Below are 15,370 nucleotides of genomic sequence, written 5' to 3' on the forward strand. Positions count from 1 at the left end.
TCCGCGGCGGTGACGCCCGCGAGCACTAGATCCAGCCGTGCTCGCGGGCGATCCGCACCGCCGCGTGCCGGTTCTCCGCGCCCAGCTTGGTGGCCGCCGAGGACAGGTAGTTGCGCACGGTGCCCTGGGAGAGCGCGGCCCGTTCGGCGATCTCCGCGATCGGGGTGCCGTCCGCGGCCAGCTCCAGGACGTCCGTCTCGCGCGGGGTCAGCGGGGTCTCCCCGGCGCTGATCGCGTCCGCCGCCAGCTCCGGGTCCACGTACCGTCCGCCGGAGCGCACGGTGCGGATGATGCCGGCCAGGTCGGCCGCCGAGACGGTCTTCGGCAGGAAGCCGCGCACCCCGACCTCCAGCGCCCGCTTCAGATAGCCCGGCCGGCCGTGGCCGGTGACGATCATGCAGCGGCAGTCCGGCAGCAGCCGGCGCAGCTCGGTGGCCGTCTCGATGCCGTCCTTGCCGGGCATCTGGAGGTCCAGCACCGCGATGTCGGGCCGGTGGGCCGCGGCCATCGCCAGCGCCTCCGGGCCGGAGCCGGCCTGGGCGACCACCTCGATGTCGTCCTCCAGCGAGAGCAGCGCGGCCAGCGCGCCGCGGATCAGGTGCTCGTCGTCGGCGAGCAGGACGCGGACGGGCGCGGTGTTCTCGGTCATCGGGCAGCCTCTCTCAGCATGGCAGCGGTACGGCGGCGAGCATCCGGAAGGTGCCCGGCGCGGCCGTCGGGACGGTCAACTCGCCGTCGTGGGCGGCGAGCCGCTCGCGCAGGCCGCGCAGTCCGGTGCCGGCGCCCTGGGACGGCACCGGGACCTCGGGCACCCCGTCGTTCTCCAGCTCCAGCACCGCCCGGCCGTCCTCCCGCCGCAGCCGGATCAGGCAGTGGGCGGCCTCGCTGTGCCGCAGCACGTTGGTGGTGGCCTCGCGGATCACCCAGCCGAGCACCGACTGCACCGGCAGCGGCAGCCCGTCGGCGTTCTCGCCCAGGTCGATCTCGCAGGCGATGTCGGCGGAGCGCAGCACCGCACGGGCACCGATCGCCTCGGCGTGCAGGTCGGCGGTGCGGTAGCCGCGGATGACGTCCCGGACCTCGCGCTGCGACTCCTGGGCGATCTTCTGCACCTCGGACATCTGGTCGGCGGCCTCCGGACGCCCGCGCCGGGCGAGCTGGACGGCGAGCTCGCTCTTCAGCGCGATGGTGGTGAGGTTGCGGCCCATCACGTCGTGCAGGTCACGGGAGAACCGCAGCCGCTCCTCGGCGACGGCGAGCCGGGACTGTGCCTCGCGGGCGGCGTCCAGCTCCCAGACGATCGCGGTCACCCAGGCGAAGCTGCGGCAGCTGCCGGTCAGCACGAGGGTGCCGAAGACCGCTCCGCAGACCCATCCGAAGGTGGTGGCGAAGCTGATTCCGGCCAGCAGCATCGCCGGGGCGATCACCAGCGGCAGACCGATTCCGGCGAGGAGGGCCCACCGCCACCGCAGGCCCACCCCCGTGGGGCCCGCGGCGGCTCCGACCAGGGCGGCGGCGATCACCGTGGTGAACGGCGGGCCCGGGTAGGGCGACAGCCCGTCGGAGGACGGGCCGAGCAGGAGGACGGTCCAGGAACCGGCCACGGTCAGGACGGCGTTGACGATCAGCCAGCGCCGGTACGGGCTGGGCCGCCCCAGGTAGTGGTCGAGCGAGGTGCGGTACGCCCTGAGGGTGACCAGGATGGAGGCGAGCGACAGGACCAGGGCGACCTGGGCGGCGGTGGTCACGCCCTGGACCTTCACGGCGGAGGCGCTGGACAGCAGGTTTATCGGCAGCATGAACCACGCCACCAGGTACAGCGACCACCGGAAGTACAGCTCGGCGCGCTGCGGCTTGCCGTAGCCCTTCCAGCGGCGGATCGGCCCCCGGACCATCGATGTGCTCCCCGTCTGATCACGATCGTGTTGCTGCCTTCATATCAGAGGTGGAACGGGGGCGGATCCTTCGGTTTCCGTTAGCCGCGCTGGTCAGCGGCGCGGCTCCCAGCGGAAGTAGCGGACCGCGCCCCAGACCGCCAGGCCGAGCCAGACGGCGCCGGTGACCAGGTGCGGGGCGGCGGCGCCCCAGCTGCCGAGGAAGTCGGTCGCGGCGGCGGAGCCGTCGGTGCCGAACCAGCCGACCCGGATCAGCTGGAAGGCCGGGGTGGTCGGCAGCAGGCGGCAGACGTCGGCCAGTTGCGAGGGCATGACCTCCAGCGGGACGAACAGGCCGGAGCCGAGCTGCATGACCAGCATGACCGGCAGAGTGGTGATGCCCGCGCTCTCCACGGTCTTGGTGAAGGCGCTGGACAGCGCGGCCAGGGCGATCATGGTGGCCAGCAGCATCACCAGGCCGACCAGCATCAGCACCGGGTTGACCGGCACGGCCAGGTGCAGGCCGAGGCTGCCGCCGACCCCGATCAGGGCGGCCATCAGCAGACCGAGGGTGAGCGAGGGGACGGCCGTGCCGAGCAGGATCTCCAGGTCCTTGGCCTCGCCGGTGCGCAGCCGCTTGAGCACCAGCTCGCCGCGCCGGCCGACGTATGCGGCGGTCAGGTTGTAGTACACGACGAAGGCCAGGACCATCCCGACCGAGCCGTAGACCAGCAGCGAGTGGACGTCCAGCCCGGGGGTGCTCTCGGACTGCTTCTTGAGCGTCCCCTGCAGGGTGCTGATCAGCACCACCGGCAGCACCAGGGCGGTGAACAGCGCCGTCCGGTTGCGCAGCAGCAGGGTGGCCTCGGCGCGGCCGAGGGCGAGCAGCCGGCCGGCCGTGGTGCTCTGCGGACCGGTGGCGCGGGTGTCGGTGGGAGCGGCGGTGGTCATCGGGCGGATCCGATCAGGCGGCGGCGGGCGGGACGGGCGGAGGCGGCGGGGGCCTGCGGCGGGGCCTGGTGGGCGGCCTCGGAGGCGATCGCGAGGAAGGCCTCCTCCAGCGAGGCGCTGCGGGCGTCCAGGGCGCCGAGCGCGATCGAGTGGTGCCGGGCCCAGCCGAGCAGGTCGGTGAGGGTGTCCTGGAGGCGGGCGGTCTGCACGGTGACCTTGCGGCCGTCGACGGCGACCTCGGCCCCGGCCAGGACGGGCAGCGCGGTCCCGGTGAACTCGGGGAGCTCGAAGGTGATCCGGGAGGGCCGGCCGGCGATCACCTCGGCGACGGTGCCGGTGGTGACGACCTGGCCGCCGTGCATGATGGCCAGCCGGTCGGCGAGCTCCTCGGCCTCCTCCAGATAGTGGGTGGTGAGCAGCACCGTGGTGCCCTGGGCGCGCAGTTCGCGGACCAGCCGCCAGACGGCGGCGCGCGCCTCCGGGTCGAGGCCGGTGCTGGGCTCGTCCAGGAACAGCACCTCGGGGCGGCCGAGCAGGGCCATCGCGAGGTCCAGCCGGCGCCGTTCACCGCCGGACAGCTGCTTGACCCGGACGTCGGCGCGGTGGCCGAGGCCGACCAGCTCCAGCGCCTCCGCGACCGGACGGGCGCCGCTGGTCATCCCGGCCCAGGTGCGGCCGGTCTCGGCGGCGGTGAGTTCGCCGGGGAAGCCGCCCTCCTGGAGCATGATGCCGATCCGCGGGCGGACGGCGGCGCGCTCGGCGAAGGGGTCGCGGCCGAGCACCCGGACGGTGCCGCGGGTGGGAGCGGCCATGCCCTCGATGACCTCCATGGTGGAGGTCTTGCCGGCCCCGTTGGTCCCGAGCAGGGCGAACAGCTCGCCGCGGCCGACGGTCAGGTCGACGCCGCGGACGGCGTGGTACTCGGTGGCGCCGGTGCCGTAGCGGCGGTGCAGGTCGGTGACCTCGATCACGCTGTCGCCGGGGCGGGAGGGCTGGCTCGTTTCCATGCCTCCAGCCTTCCGCCGCCCCGGTCGCGCGGGCAGTGCGCGCCGTCATGAGTCGGCGGTGCGAATCCACGGGTCGGCGATGACAAATGTCATGGGAGGAGCGGCGGCGGACCGCGGTCAGGGGAAGCGGGAATGCCGAAGGCCCCCTCGATCGAGGGGGCCTTCGTTCTGGAGCGGACGACGAGATTCGAACTCGCGACCCTCACCTTGGCAAGGTGATGCTCTACCAACTGAGCCACGTCCGCAGGATTGAACTATTGAGTTGTGCTGTGCTCGCGCACTGCGAGCGGACGACGAGATTCGAACTCGCGACCCTCACCTTGGCAAGGTGATGCTCTACCAACTGAGCCACGTCCGCATGGTGCCTGGTGGGGCACCCGCCGCCTCTTCGGATCTCTCCGTTGCGGCGACGAGGAATACTCTACAGCATCGTTCGGGGTGGTCGCCCCACCCTTTCGGTCCGGGCGGGCAGGGCGACCAGGGGCTGCGCCCCGGGAGGGTCAGTTCGCCTCGGCGAACGCCTCGTACACGTGCTTGGGGATCCGGCCGCGGGCCGGGAGTTCCATGCCGCGGGACAGGGCCCAGGCGCGCACGGCGGCCGGGTCCGGGGTGAGCGCGGTGCGCCGGAAGGACTTTCCGGTGCGGCTCTGACGGCGGCCCGCGGCGACGAACGGGGCGAGGGCCTCCCGCAGCTTTTCCGCGTTGTCCAGCGACAGGTCGATCTCGTACGACTTCCCGTCGACGCCGAAGTGGACGGTTTCCGCGGCGGCGCCGCCGTCCAGGTCGTCGGAGAGCGTGACAACTACACGCTGAGCCATGGGTGTCAATCCTCTCGGGCAATTCGGCCGCCGGTTCGCGGGGTACGTCCCGTGGCCTGATGTGCACCAACTCGCGCAAGCGCACACGGGCAGGCCTGGTGGCCCGCCGGATACGCAGCACTTGCCGCGACAGGTGGCCCTATTCTGCACCCGAAGGGGGTCGAAATCGAAGAGTTCGGCATTCTTTTCCGGATATTCACGAATCTTCGCGGGCCTCCCGGATACCGATGCGCGGGACGGGCCGATCTGTCCCCAAGTGCCGTATTCGGGTGTTCTTCGGGCGTTCACGCTCGGGGGTGTGAATCGCCGGAAACGGAGCGGTCCGGGCGGGGGGCCGGGGGTCCGGATCCCTTGTGGCGTAAGGGTCCTGGGTCTACGCGCGTCACCCTCCCCGGCCAGCAATGCGGCCCGAAACGGCCGGTAGTCTGGAGTTCCCCCGCCTCACCGAAGACACCACCGGGAGTGCCAGTGGCACGCGTCGTAGTCGACGTCATGCTCAAGCCGGAGATCCTCGACCCCCAGGGACAGGCGGTGCAGCGTGCACTGCCCCGTCTCGGATTCACCGGGATCGCCGACGTCCGCCAGGGCAAGCGTTTCGAGCTGGAGCTGGAGGGCCCGGTCGACGACGCCGCGCTCGCCCGTATCCGCGAAGCCGCCGAGACCTTTCTCGCCAACACCGTGATCGAGGACTTCACCGTCCGGGTCGAGGAGGCGGCGAAGTGACCACCCGCGTCGGCGTCGTCACTTTCCCCGGCTCCCTCGACGACCGCGACGCCCAGCGTGCGGTCCGCCTGGCCGGCGCCGAGCCGGTCGCCCTCTGGCACCGTGACAAGGATCTCCACCAGGTCGACGCCGTCGTCCTGCCGGGCGGATTCAGTTACGGCGACTATCTGCGCTGCGGCGCGATCTCCCGCTTCTCGCCCGTGATGGAGACCGTCATCGAGCAGGCGAAGCTCGGAATGCCGGTGCTCGGTATCTGCAACGGCTTCCAGGTGCTGTGCGAATCGCACCTGCTGCCCGGCGCGCTCACCCGGAACGACTCGCTGCACTTCATCTGCCGCGACCAGAAGCTGCGGATCGAGAACGCGGGCACGGCCTGGACCCGGGATTACTCGGCGGGCCAGGAAATCGTCGTCCCGCTGAAGAACGGCGAGGGCCGCTTCGTCGCCGACGAGCACGTCCTGGACGAGCTGGAGGCGGAGGGCCGGGTGGTCGCCCGTTACCTGGACGTCAACCCGAACGGTTCGTACCGCGACATCGCCGGCATCACCAACGCCGCCGGCAATGTCGTCGGCCTGATGCCGCACCCGGAGCACGCCGTGGAGCCGCTCACCGGTCCGACCACCGAGGGCCTGGGCTTCTTCACTTCCGTCCTGAAGCAGCTGGTGAACGCCTGATGAGCCTCGACACCGTCAAGAACGCCGAGCAGACCCCGGACGCCGCCCAGCCCTGGGCCGAGCTCGGCCTCAAGCAGGACGAGTACGCGCGCATCCGGGAGATTCTCGGCCGCCGCCCGACCGGCGCCGAACTCGCGATGTACTCGGTGATGTGGTCGGAGCACTGTTCGTACAAGAGCAGCAAGGTCCACCTGAAGCAGTTCGGCGAGAAGAAGCCGGATTCGGACGCGATGCTCGTCGGCATCGGGGAGAACGCCGGCGTCGTCGACGTCGGCCAGGGTTACGCGGTCACCTTCAAGGTCGAGTCGCACAACCACCCGTCGTACATCGAGCCCTACCAGGGCGCGGCCACCGGCATCGGCGGCATCGTGCGCGACATCCTGGCGATGGGCGCCCGCCCGGTCGCCGTGATGGACCCGCTGCGCTTCGGTGCGGCCGACCACCCGGACACCCGGCGCGTGCTGCCCGGCATCGTCGCGGGCATCGGCGGCTACGGCAACTGCCTGGGCCTGCCGAACATCGGCGGCGAGGTCGTCTTCGACTCCTGCTACCAGGGCAACCCGCTGGTCAACGCGCTGTGCGTGGGCGTCATGAAGCACGAGGACATCCACCTCGCGCAGGCCTCCGGCGCCGGCAACAAGGTCATCCTGTACGGCGCCCGCACCGGCGGCGACGGCATCGGCGGCGTCTCGGTGCTGGCCTCCGAGACCTTCGACGACACCAAGCCGGCCAAGCGCCCGGCGGTCCAGGTCGGCGACCCGTTCCAGGAGAAGCTCCTCATCGAGTGCACCCTGGAGATCTTCCGCGAGAAGCTCGTCAAGGGCATCCAGGACCTCGGCGGCGCCGGGCTGTCCTGTGCCACCAGCGAGCTGGCCTCGGCCGGCTCCGGCGGCATGCGGATCGACCTCGACACCGTGCACCTGCGCGACCGCACGCTCTCGCCGGAGGAGATCCTCATGAGCGAGTCGCAGGAGCGCATGTGCGCGATCGTGGAGCCCGACAAGGTCGCCCGCTTCCTGGAGATCTGCGAGAAGTGGGACGTCATCGCCAACGTCATCGGTGAGGTGACCGACGGCGAGCGCCTGGAGATCTTCTGGCACGGCGAGCTCGTGGTGGACGTCCCGCCGCGCACCGTCGCCCACGAGGGCCCGACCTACCAGCGTCCGTACGCCCGCCCGAGCTGGCAGGACGCGCTGCAGGCCGACGCCCCCACCGCCGAGCGGCTGGCCCGCCCGACCACCGGCGAGGGCCTCAAGGCCGACCTGCTGAAGGTCGCGAGCCACCCGAACCAGGCCTCCAAGTCCTGGATCACCGACCAGTACGACCGCTACGTGCTCGGCAACACCGTGCTCTCGCACGGCGAGGACTCGGGCATGATCCGGATCGACGACGAGACCAACCTCGGCGTCTCCGTCGCCACCGACGGCAACGGCCGCTACGCCAAGCTGGACCCGTACACCGGCGCCCAGCTGGCCCTGGCCGAGGCCTACCGCAACGTCGCGGCCGGCGGTGCCAAGCCGCTCGCCGTCTCCGACTGCCTCAACTTCGGCTCCCCCGAGGACCCGGACGTGATGTGGCAGTTCGCCGAGGCGACCCGTGGTCTGGCCGACGCCTGCCTGGTGCTCGGCACCCCGGTCACCGGCGGCAACGTCTCGCTGTACAACCAGACCGGCGAGGTCGCCATCCACCCGACCCCGGTGGTCGCGGTGCTCGGCGTCATCGACGACGTCACCCGGCGCACCCCGGTCGCCTTCGCCGAGGAGGGGCAGCTGCTCTACCTGCTCGGCGACACGGCGGACGAGCTCGGCGGCTCGGCCTGGTCGCAGGTCGTCCACGACCACCTCGGCGGCCTGCCGCCCAAGGTGGACCTGGAGCGCGAGCGGCTGCTCGGCGAGATCCTGATCTCCGCCTCGCGTGACGGCATGATCGACGCCGCGCACGACCTGTCCGACGGCGGTCTCGGCCAGGCGCTGGTGGAGAGCTGCCTCAAGGGCGGTCACGGCGCGCGGATCGTCGTGCCCGCGGGCCAGGACCCGTTCGTGTTCCTGTTCTCGGAGTCGGCCGGCCGCGCCGTCGTGGCGGTGCCGCGCAGCGAGGAGCTCCGGTTCAACGACATGTGCACCGCGCGTGGCCTGCCGGCCACCCGGATCGGTGTCGTGGACGGCGACAGCCTGGACGTCCAGGGGCAGTTCACCGTCTCGCTGGCCGAGCTGAAGGACGCCCACACCGGCGTCATCGAGGCCCTGCTGGCCTGACCGGCGCGCCTTCGAGGGGCGGGCGGTCCTCCGGAATCCGGGGACCGTTCGCCCCTGGGCGTATGTTGGGCCCCATGCCTCCCAAGTCCCGTACGTACCAGCCGCAGAAGGTCCGCGCCGCGCTGGCCGCCCAGACCGGGGCGCTGCGCGCCGCCGTGGCCGGCCTCGGCGACGAACAGCTGGACCTGCCGACCAGGCTGGGGGACTGGCGGGTGCGGGAGCTGCTCGCGCACCTGGCCGTCCAGCTCGACTTCCTCCCGGTGCACCTGGACGACCCGCTGGAGGGGCGGCCGGCGCTGGACCTGCTGGGCTGGGTCTCGGCGGTCGGCACCGTCGCACCGGCGCTGGACGCCCAGACCCGGGAGCGGGCGGCCGCCGGATTCGGCGGGGACGCGGCCTCGGTGGCGGCCGCCTTCGGACGGGCCGCCGACGCGCTGACCGGGCTGCTGGAGCGGCCCGAAGCCGCCGACCCGGTACGGCGGTTGGAGATCCGGCTGGGGTCGATGCTGCTCTCCGACCTGCTGGTGACCAGGCTGGTGGAGACGGTGGTGCACGCCGACGACCTGGCCGACGCGCTGGGCCTCGCCGCCTTCCCGCACGACCGCCAGGCCGTCGCCGCCGTCACCCGGCTGCTGGCGGACGCCTTCGCCGACCGGGTGCCCGGCGGCGCGGTCGAGCTGCGGATTCCGCCTTACGCGGTCGTCCAGGCCGTCCCCGGGCCCAAGCACACCCGCGGCACCCCGCCGAACGTGGTCGAGACCGACCCGCTGACCTGGATCCGGCTGGCCACCGGCCGGGCGGACTGGGCGACGGCGGTGGCGGACGCCGGGGTGTCCGCCTCCGGGGAGCGCAGCGACCTGGGGGAGTACCTCCCGATCCTGGGTTAGCCCTTGAGTTGGCCGGCCAGGGCCTCGGCGGCCTTGCGCAGCGGCTCGCCGGCGAGGGCCGGGTTCCGGGCGTCCTGGCCGGTGGTGTTCTGGTCGAGCATCAGCACCAGGTCGCCCTCGCCGTGGAGCGCGATCCGGGCGACGGCGGCCGTGCCGCCGCCCGGGGTGAGCTTGGTCTGCCCGACGGCGGGCCGGTCGCTGGAGAACTGGGACAGCTGGTCCACGCCGAGCAGCCCGGCGCGCGCGATCGAGGGGAGCATCATGCTGATGCCGTAGTCGTTCTTCGGCACGGCCAGCAGCTCGACGTCGACGGTGGACGGGCCGACCGTGTACGAGCAGGTGATCTGGGCGTTCGGGGGAGTGGCCGGCATCTCGGTCATGGTCGGCGGGTGGGTGGCCCCCGAGGGCCAGGGCTGGGCCGGGACGCCGTCCCCGGCGTCGCCCTTGACGGAGCGTCCGTCCGTCACGGCGGGGGCGACGGCGCCGGTGATCCCGGCCTCGGACGCGGCCTTGGCGAAGTCGAGGCCGAACGGGCAGGTGCTGGACTTGTTCTTGAACAGGTCCAGGGCGGTCGACCGGACGCGGTCGTAGGAGAGCGCTCCGCCGCTCGTGGCGGTGTCGGTCGAGGACGAGCAGGCGGCGGCGCCGAGCGCGATCCCGGCGATGGCGAACGCGGCGGTGAGCCTTCGGCGTTGGGCAGCGGTCATGATCGCAGGCTAGTGCGAGGTCGTCCCGTCCACTTGCCGTTCAGGTCTCAACTCCGTTGCACTACGGGACGGACGGTCCGCTCAGGTAGGTGCCGTCCGCCGAGTACGGCCAGGCGTTCGGCGCGCAGCCCTTGAGGCCGTAGATCTGCTGCATCATCGCGGGCGCGGGTTTGCCCGGGCCCGGGCAGGTCTCGTGGCCGTGGCCGATCCGGTGGCCGACCTCGTGGTTGACGATCAGTGCCCGGTACTCGTCCAGCGGGCCGCTGAACTGCGGCGAACCGGTGTTCCAGCGCTTGGAGTTGACGAGCACCTGGTTGCCGATGTTGCAGTTGACCTCGCCGTGGGTGTCCAGGCCGGAGGCGCCGCAGATCTTGTCGACGGTGGCCGGGGAGGCGATCTTCACGGTGAAGTCGTACGAGCCGCCGGCGACCAGCTGGAAGCCGTTCTTGTGGTCGTTGGTCCAGCCGCGTTGGTCGCCGAGGATGCCGTGGATCTGCGCGGCGGCGGAGGCGGCGTCGATGCCGATGCCGTCCTCGACCTCGACCCGGTAGCGGCGTATGGTGCCGCGGCCGACCGCCTTGGCGCTGGCGGGGGCGATGCTGAAGGTGCCGGAGCCCTTGGTGGGGCCGGGGTCCGGTGCCGTGGGGGTCGGCGTCGGGGTGGGTGCGGGCGGGGACGTCGGGGTGGGTGTGGGGGTCGGCGTGGCTGCCGCGGTGGGCGACTGTTCGGCCGGTGGGGCGACCCGGGCCTGGGCGGTGGCGGCGGGGGCCGGGGCGTCCGAGGGGCGCTCGAGCGCGAAGGCCGCGACGCCCAGCAGCACGACGGAGGCGATCAGTGCCGCGCGCATGCCGGGGCCGATCCTGCGGCGTGACCTGCGGCGGCATCTGCTGCGAGCGTTCTCGGGCTGGGTGGCTCGTCGGCGGGCGGGTCTGGCTGCGGGCACGAGCCACACCCTGGCATGGCGAACGGGTGAATGTCCATATACCCGGTATGCAACCTTCGGGGCGGGCTGGGCGTTGGGGGCGGGCCGTGCGTAGGCCGGCCCGGGAGCGGGCGGCCGATCACGGCGGGGCGGTTGACCCCTGGGCCTCGGATGGCAGACTGCACTGCATGGCGATTCACAAGAATCTTCTCGACGGCCCCGAACCGACCCTCCTGCCGGAGGACGAGCAGCCCTACCGGATGCTGGCGGAGGAGTCGGCCTCACCGACCCAGGTGGCGGCCGACTTCCCGGCCTTCTGCCTCGCCTGGGCCATGCTCGCCGACGACTCCTACGCGGCCGGTCGTTACGTCGAGTCGTATGCCTACGCCCGGACCGGCTACCACCGCGGCCTGGACGCGCTGCGTCGCAGCGGCTGGAAGGGCCACGGGCCGGTGCCGTGGGAGCACCGCGGCAACCGCGGCTTCCTGCGCTGCCTGGCGGCGCTCGCCCGGGCGGCCGGCGCGATCAAGGAGACCGAGGAGGAGGCCCGCTGCTGGCAGTTCCTGAAGGACAGCAGCTCGGAGGCGTACGCGGAGCTCAAGCAGTAGCGCAGGCAGCAACGACCGCCGAGCCCGAGCGGTAGGACCACATGACCGTGCCCCCGGCGGAGGACCGCCGGGGGCACAGCCGTTGTCACGCTCGTTCCAGCGGGCTCACTTCAGGCGCTTGCCGGCCGAGCGCAGCTGCTCGGCGGCCTCGACCACGCGGGCGGCCATGCCGGCCTCGGCCAGCTTGCCCCAGGTGCGGGGGTCGTAGGTGTTCTTCTTGCCGACCTCGCCGTCGACCTTCAGCACGCCGTCGTAGTTGGCGAACATGTGGCCGGCCACCGGGCGGGTGAAGGCGTACTGGGTGTCGGTGTCCAGGTTCATCTTCACGACGCCGTTCTCCAGCGCGGTGGCGATCTCCTCCGCGGTGGAGCCCGAGCCGCCGTGGAAGACGAAGTCGAACGGGTCGGTCTTGCCGTACTGCTTGCCGATCGCGTCCTGCAGCTCGCGCAGCAGCTCCGGCTTCAGCACGACGTTGCCCGGCTTGTACACGCCGTGCACGTTGCCGAAGGAGGCGGCCAGCAGGTAGCGGCCCTTCTCGCCCAGGCCCAGCGCCTCGGCGGTGCGCACGGCGTCGTTGACGGTGGTGTACAGCTCGTCGTTGATCTCGTGCGAGACGCCGTCCTCCTCGCCGCCGGTCGGGGTGATCTCGACCTCAAGGATGATCTTGGCGGCGGCGGCCTGGGCCAGCAGCTCCTGGGCGATGGCCAGGTTGTCGGCCAGGGTCTCGGCCGAGCCGTCCCACATGTGCGACTGGAACAGCGGGTTCTCGCCCTTGGCCACGCGCTCGGCGGAGATCGCCAGCAGCGGGCGGACGTAGCCGTCCAGCTTGTCCTTCGGGCAGTGGTCGGTGTGCAGCGCGACGGTGACGTCGTACTTGGCGGCGACGATGTGCGCGAACTCGGCGAGCGCGACCGCGCCGGTCACCATGTCCTTGTTGTGCTGGCCGCCCAGGAACTCCGCGCCACCGGTCGAGATCTGGATGATGCCGTCGCTCTCGGCCTCGGCGAAACCACGCAGAGCGGCGTGCAGGGTCTGCGACGACGTGACGTTGATGGCCGGGTAGGCGAACTTGCCCGCCTTGGCCCGGTCCAGCATCTCGTTGTAGACCTCGGGAGTTGCGATGGGCATGCGATCCGCTCCTGTCGGGTTGCGGCGTACGGACGGTGCTGTCCGACGCTGTGTACGCCTTCGTGACGACTCCGTGCCGGCCCGCCGACGCGCGGCGCTGCGGTGTGGCTCTCCGGCACCAAGGTTCGAGGCGGCCTCCGCGGTACGACCATGAGGGTGGTGGGCCGACGCGGGGCAGGACGCCGGTGCCATCTTCCCAGACTCGTGCCCGCAGGTCAGCAGGAGCCCGCCTGTCGGAACGCCGAGCTGGGACGCTCGGCCGGAAGCCGTCGCAGGGCTCGGCCGGAAGTCGTCGGCAAGGTACGCCCGCTATCCTGCGCCCGTGGACTACAACCAGCTGGCCGTCAATCTGCTCGACGCCAAATCCCTGATCTCGTCCCTCGGCGCCATCGGGCTCATCGCGATCATCTTCGCGGAGACCGGCCTGCTGGTCGGCTTCTTCTTCCCGGGCGATTCGCTGCTGATCCTCGCGGGCGTCGCCGCCTCGAACGCCGCCTCCTCGGTGCTCGGCGACGGCGCCAAGCTGCCGATCGCCGTCCTGCTCATCGGCTGCCCGATCGCGGCGATCGCCGGCGCCCAGCTGGGGCACCTGATCGGCGCCAAGGTCGGGCCGAAGATGTTCGACAAGCCCGATTCCAAGATCTTCCGCCGCGAGTACGTGGTGAAGGCGGAGGAGTACTTCAACAAGTTCGGCTCGGGCAAGGCCGTGGTGCTGGCCCGCTTCATGCCGATCATCCGGACCTTCCTGAACCCGGTCGCCGGCACCCTGGAGATGCCCGCCAAGACGTTCTTCCTGTGGAACGCCATCGGCGGTGTGCTCTGGACCGAGTCCATGCTGCTGATCGGTTACTTCTTCGGTGACGCGCTCGCCCCGGTGATCGACAAGTACCTGATCCCGGCGGTGCTGCTGATCGTCCTGCTGTCGATCTCGCCGATCCTGATCGAGGTCATGCGGGAGCGCCGCAAGAAGAAGGCGGGCGTCGCCGACACCGCCGTCGAGACCGCGCAGAGCGGCGGCGGGCGGCACCGGCGCGGCTGAGGCCGATCGGCTGGGTTCCATGCGAAGGGCCGGGCTGTTCCACGTGGAACAGCCCGGCCCTTCGCATGGTCCGTTAGGGCTCGACGGGGTCAGAGGCCCAGGTCGGCCAGGTCGTACGCGGTCACGTACTCCAGGCCCTGCTCCTCGACGGCACCCGCGCCACCGCGCTCGACGATCACCGCGACGCCGACCACCTCGGCGCCCGCCTCGCGCAGCGCCTCGACGGCGGTCAGCACCGAGCCACCGGTGGTGGAGGTGTCCTCGACCGCCAGCACCCGGCGGCCCTTCACGTCCGGGCCCTCGATCCGGCGCTGCAGGCCGTGCGCCTTGCCCGTCTTGCGGACCACGAAGGCGTCCAGCTTCCGCCCGCGCGCGGCGGCGGCGTGCAGCATCGACGTGGCCACCGGGTCGGCACCCAGGGTCAGGCCGCCGACGGCGTCGTACTCCAGGTGGGAGGTCGCGTCCAGCATCACCCGACCGACCAGCGGGGCGGCCTCGCCGTCCAGCGTGATCCGGCGCAGGTCGACGTAGTAGTCGGCCTCCTTGCCGGAGGAAAGGGTGACCTTGCCGTGTACGACGGCCTTGTCCTTGATCTGTGCCAGCAGGGCGTCGCGGTCGTTGCTCATGAGCGTTCAGTCTAGGGCCTGTCCTCGGACCCCCGCCTGCCCCGCCGCGCGCGGCGCTTTCGACCGGCCCTAGCGGCGGCGCAGCGCCCTCACCAGCACCACGGCGCCGCCCAGCAGTGCCACCGAGCCGCCGATCACCCACGGCACCGCGCTGCGGCCACCGCTGCCCGGCACCACGATGCCGCCGGCCTCGCCGCCCCAGCGGGACGCCGCCCGGGCCCGCGCACTGCGGGCCGGCATCGCCGGGGCGTACCGGCCGCGCGGCGGGGCGTGGTCCACCTCCTCGGCCGAGCGGCCGACGATGCTGCGGCGGACGGGGCCGCTGAGCTCCGGCTCGTCCTCGTAGGCGAACAGCGGTTCGACGGGTACCTCCTCGGCGACCTCGTCCGTGCGGCCGCCGCCCTCGGCCTCGGCGTCCTCGCCGTCCTCGTCGTCGTCGGCGGAGCCGGTGGGGAGGCCGAAGCGCTCGGCGTCGGCGTCGGAGAAGGCGATCAGGTCGGAGAGGTCGTCGTCCAGGTCGTCGCCGGGCAGGTCCTGGCGGTCCTCGATGGAGACCACCTCGGCCTGGGTCCCGGTCTCCTCCCCGGCTCCCTCGCTGGTCTCCTCCTCGGTCTCCTCGGCTTCCTCGTCCGCCGGTTCGGCGTCCTGGGAGGTGAGCGCGGCGGCGAAGCGCTCCAGCAGACGGCGGCCGGTGGCGTCGAGGGTCTCGGCGTCGAACTCGGTCAGCCGGCCGGTGGCGCTCAGATCGCCGGTGAAGCGGATCGCCGCGGTGCCCTCCTCGGCGCCGTCCACGACGCTGACCCGCACGGTGGCGGTCGCCTCGCCGCTGCCCCGGGCCTCCTGGCCCTCGGCGAGCACGGTGAGCACACCCTCCCGGCCCCCGATCAGCGACAGCACGCCCTTGTAGGTGATCGTGGAGCCGCCGACCCGCAGCTTCAGCCGCCCACCGATCTCCTCGGCCGACCCACTCCCGACCGCCGCCGGCTCGGTGCTCAGCCCCGGCACGCTCCGCGCCAGCAGCGCCGGATCCTGCAAGGCCTCCCGCACCAGCTCTGCGGACATCGGGACGACAACCTCATGCTCCATGCCACGGAGCCTACCGACTGGGCCCGGCCCGGTCCCTACCTACCGCCACCCGACTTTCCCCCACC

General features: G+C 72.0%; 16 protein-coding genes and 2 tRNA genes. 6 read left to right on the top strand and 12 right to left on the bottom strand.

Features of this window, described 5'->3' with window-relative positions:
- Positions 1–25 precede the first annotated feature (25 nt).
- The 7 genes from ACFVWU_RS00300 to ACFVWU_RS00330 all read right to left on the bottom strand — a co-directional run bounded on the left by ACFVWU_RS00300 (position 26) and on the right by ACFVWU_RS00330 (position 4,650).
- Positions 26–649 carry a response regulator gene (locus ACFVWU_RS00300; protein ID WP_387613384.1) on the bottom strand — a complete coding sequence of 208 codons (624 nt, stop codon included), beginning with the start codon at positions 647–649 and terminating at the stop codon, positions 26–28.
- Positions 650–662: 13 nt separating this feature from the next.
- On the bottom strand, positions 663–1,895 hold the full coding sequence (locus ACFVWU_RS00305) for a sensor histidine kinase (protein WP_387613387.1): 1,233 nt from the start codon (positions 1,893–1,895) through the stop codon (positions 663–665).
- 93 nt (positions 1,896–1,988) lie between these two features.
- The gene (locus ACFVWU_RS00310; protein ID WP_387613390.1) at positions 1,989–2,825 is read right to left on the bottom strand and encodes an ABC transporter permease; all 837 of its coding nucleotides are present in this window, start codon (positions 2,823–2,825) and stop codon (positions 1,989–1,991) included.
- Positions 2,822–3,832: an ABC transporter ATP-binding protein gene (locus tag ACFVWU_RS00315; RefSeq protein ID WP_387613393.1), complete on the bottom strand. Its 1,011-nt coding sequence runs from the start codon at positions 3,830–3,832 to the stop codon at positions 2,822–2,824. Before ACFVWU_RS00315 ends, ACFVWU_RS00310 begins: the two co-directional genes overlap by 4 nt.
- Positions 3,833–4,001: 169 nt before the next feature.
- A tRNA-Gly gene (locus tag ACFVWU_RS00320) sits at positions 4,002–4,077 on the bottom strand.
- Between the two features lie 40 nt (positions 4,078–4,117).
- Positions 4,118–4,190 (bottom strand) — tRNA-Gly (locus ACFVWU_RS00325).
- A gap of 142 nt (positions 4,191–4,332) precedes the next feature.
- The gene (locus ACFVWU_RS00330) at positions 4,333–4,650 is read right to left on the bottom strand and encodes an Lsr2 family protein (RefSeq protein WP_380608816.1); all 318 of its coding nucleotides are present in this window, start codon (positions 4,648–4,650) and stop codon (positions 4,333–4,335) included.
- Positions 4,651–5,118: 468 nt separating this feature from the next.
- Between ACFVWU_RS00330 and purS the strand changes: the two genes are divergently transcribed.
- From purS to ACFVWU_RS00350, 4 genes are all read left to right on the top strand, one after another.
- Complete coding sequence (gene purS / locus ACFVWU_RS00335; RefSeq protein WP_030278336.1) at positions 5,119–5,373, top strand: phosphoribosylformylglycinamidine synthase subunit PurS; 255 nt, start codon at positions 5,119–5,121, stop codon at positions 5,371–5,373.
- A complete protein-coding gene (gene purQ / locus ACFVWU_RS00340; protein ID WP_354641513.1) occupies positions 5,370–6,047 on the top strand; it encodes a phosphoribosylformylglycinamidine synthase subunit PurQ in 678 nt (225 codons plus the stop codon). Before purS ends, purQ begins: the two co-directional genes overlap by 4 nt.
- Positions 6,047–8,302 carry a phosphoribosylformylglycinamidine synthase subunit PurL gene (gene purL / locus ACFVWU_RS00345; RefSeq protein WP_387613396.1) on the top strand — a complete coding sequence of 752 codons (2,256 nt, stop codon included), beginning with the start codon at positions 6,047–6,049 and terminating at the stop codon, positions 8,300–8,302. Before purQ ends, purL begins: the two co-directional genes overlap by 1 nt.
- 74 nt (positions 8,303–8,376) lie before the next feature.
- Complete coding sequence (locus tag ACFVWU_RS00350) at positions 8,377–9,189, top strand: sterol carrier family protein (RefSeq protein ID WP_387613399.1); 813 nt, start codon at positions 8,377–8,379, stop codon at positions 9,187–9,189.
- Here the strand turns inward: ACFVWU_RS00350 and ACFVWU_RS00355 are convergent.
- Entirely contained in the window at positions 9,186–9,896 is a 711-nt protein-coding gene (locus tag ACFVWU_RS00355; RefSeq protein WP_387613402.1) for a hypothetical protein, read from the bottom strand. The genes ACFVWU_RS00350 and ACFVWU_RS00355 overlap by 4 nt on opposite strands.
- A gap of 61 nt (positions 9,897–9,957) precedes the next feature.
- Positions 9,958–10,743, bottom strand: coding sequence for a DUF3152 domain-containing protein (locus ACFVWU_RS00360; protein WP_387613404.1), 786 nt, complete (start codon positions 10,741–10,743; stop codon positions 9,958–9,960).
- Positions 10,744–11,006: 263 nt separating this feature from the next.
- On the opposite strand from ACFVWU_RS00360, the gene ACFVWU_RS00365 reads away from it, so the two are divergent.
- The gene (locus ACFVWU_RS00365) at positions 11,007–11,426 is read left to right on the top strand and encodes a DUF3151 domain-containing protein (RefSeq protein WP_387613407.1); all 420 of its coding nucleotides are present in this window, start codon (positions 11,007–11,009) and stop codon (positions 11,424–11,426) included.
- Positions 11,427–11,531: 105 nt separating this feature from the next.
- On the opposite strand, the gene fbaA is transcribed toward ACFVWU_RS00365, so the two are convergent.
- The gene (gene fbaA, locus ACFVWU_RS00370) at positions 11,532–12,554 is read right to left on the bottom strand and encodes a class II fructose-bisphosphate aldolase (RefSeq protein WP_380608809.1); all 1,023 of its coding nucleotides are present in this window, start codon (positions 12,552–12,554) and stop codon (positions 11,532–11,534) included.
- Between the two features lie 322 nt (positions 12,555–12,876).
- Here fbaA and ACFVWU_RS00375 point away from each other — a divergent pair, with 322 nt between their 5' ends.
- On the top strand, positions 12,877–13,593 hold the full coding sequence (locus tag ACFVWU_RS00375; RefSeq protein ID WP_387613409.1) for a DedA family protein: 717 nt from the start codon (positions 12,877–12,879) through the stop codon (positions 13,591–13,593).
- 89 nt (positions 13,594–13,682) lie between these two features.
- On the opposite strand, the gene pyrE is transcribed toward ACFVWU_RS00375, so the two are convergent.
- A complete protein-coding gene (gene pyrE / locus ACFVWU_RS00380; RefSeq protein WP_387613412.1) occupies positions 13,683–14,219 on the bottom strand; it encodes an orotate phosphoribosyltransferase in 537 nt (178 codons plus the stop codon).
- Between the two features lie 69 nt (positions 14,220–14,288).
- Positions 14,289–15,305 (bottom strand): hypothetical protein, encoded by a 1,017-nt coding sequence (locus ACFVWU_RS00385; protein ID WP_387613415.1) that lies wholly within the window; start codon positions 15,303–15,305, stop codon positions 14,289–14,291.
- Positions 15,306–15,370: the final 65 nt, after the last annotated feature.

Origin of the sequence: Kitasatospora sp. NPDC058190, from assembly GCF_042883685.1 — a bacterium.
GTDB lineage: Bacteria > Actinomycetota > Actinomycetes > Streptomycetales > Streptomycetaceae > Kitasatospora.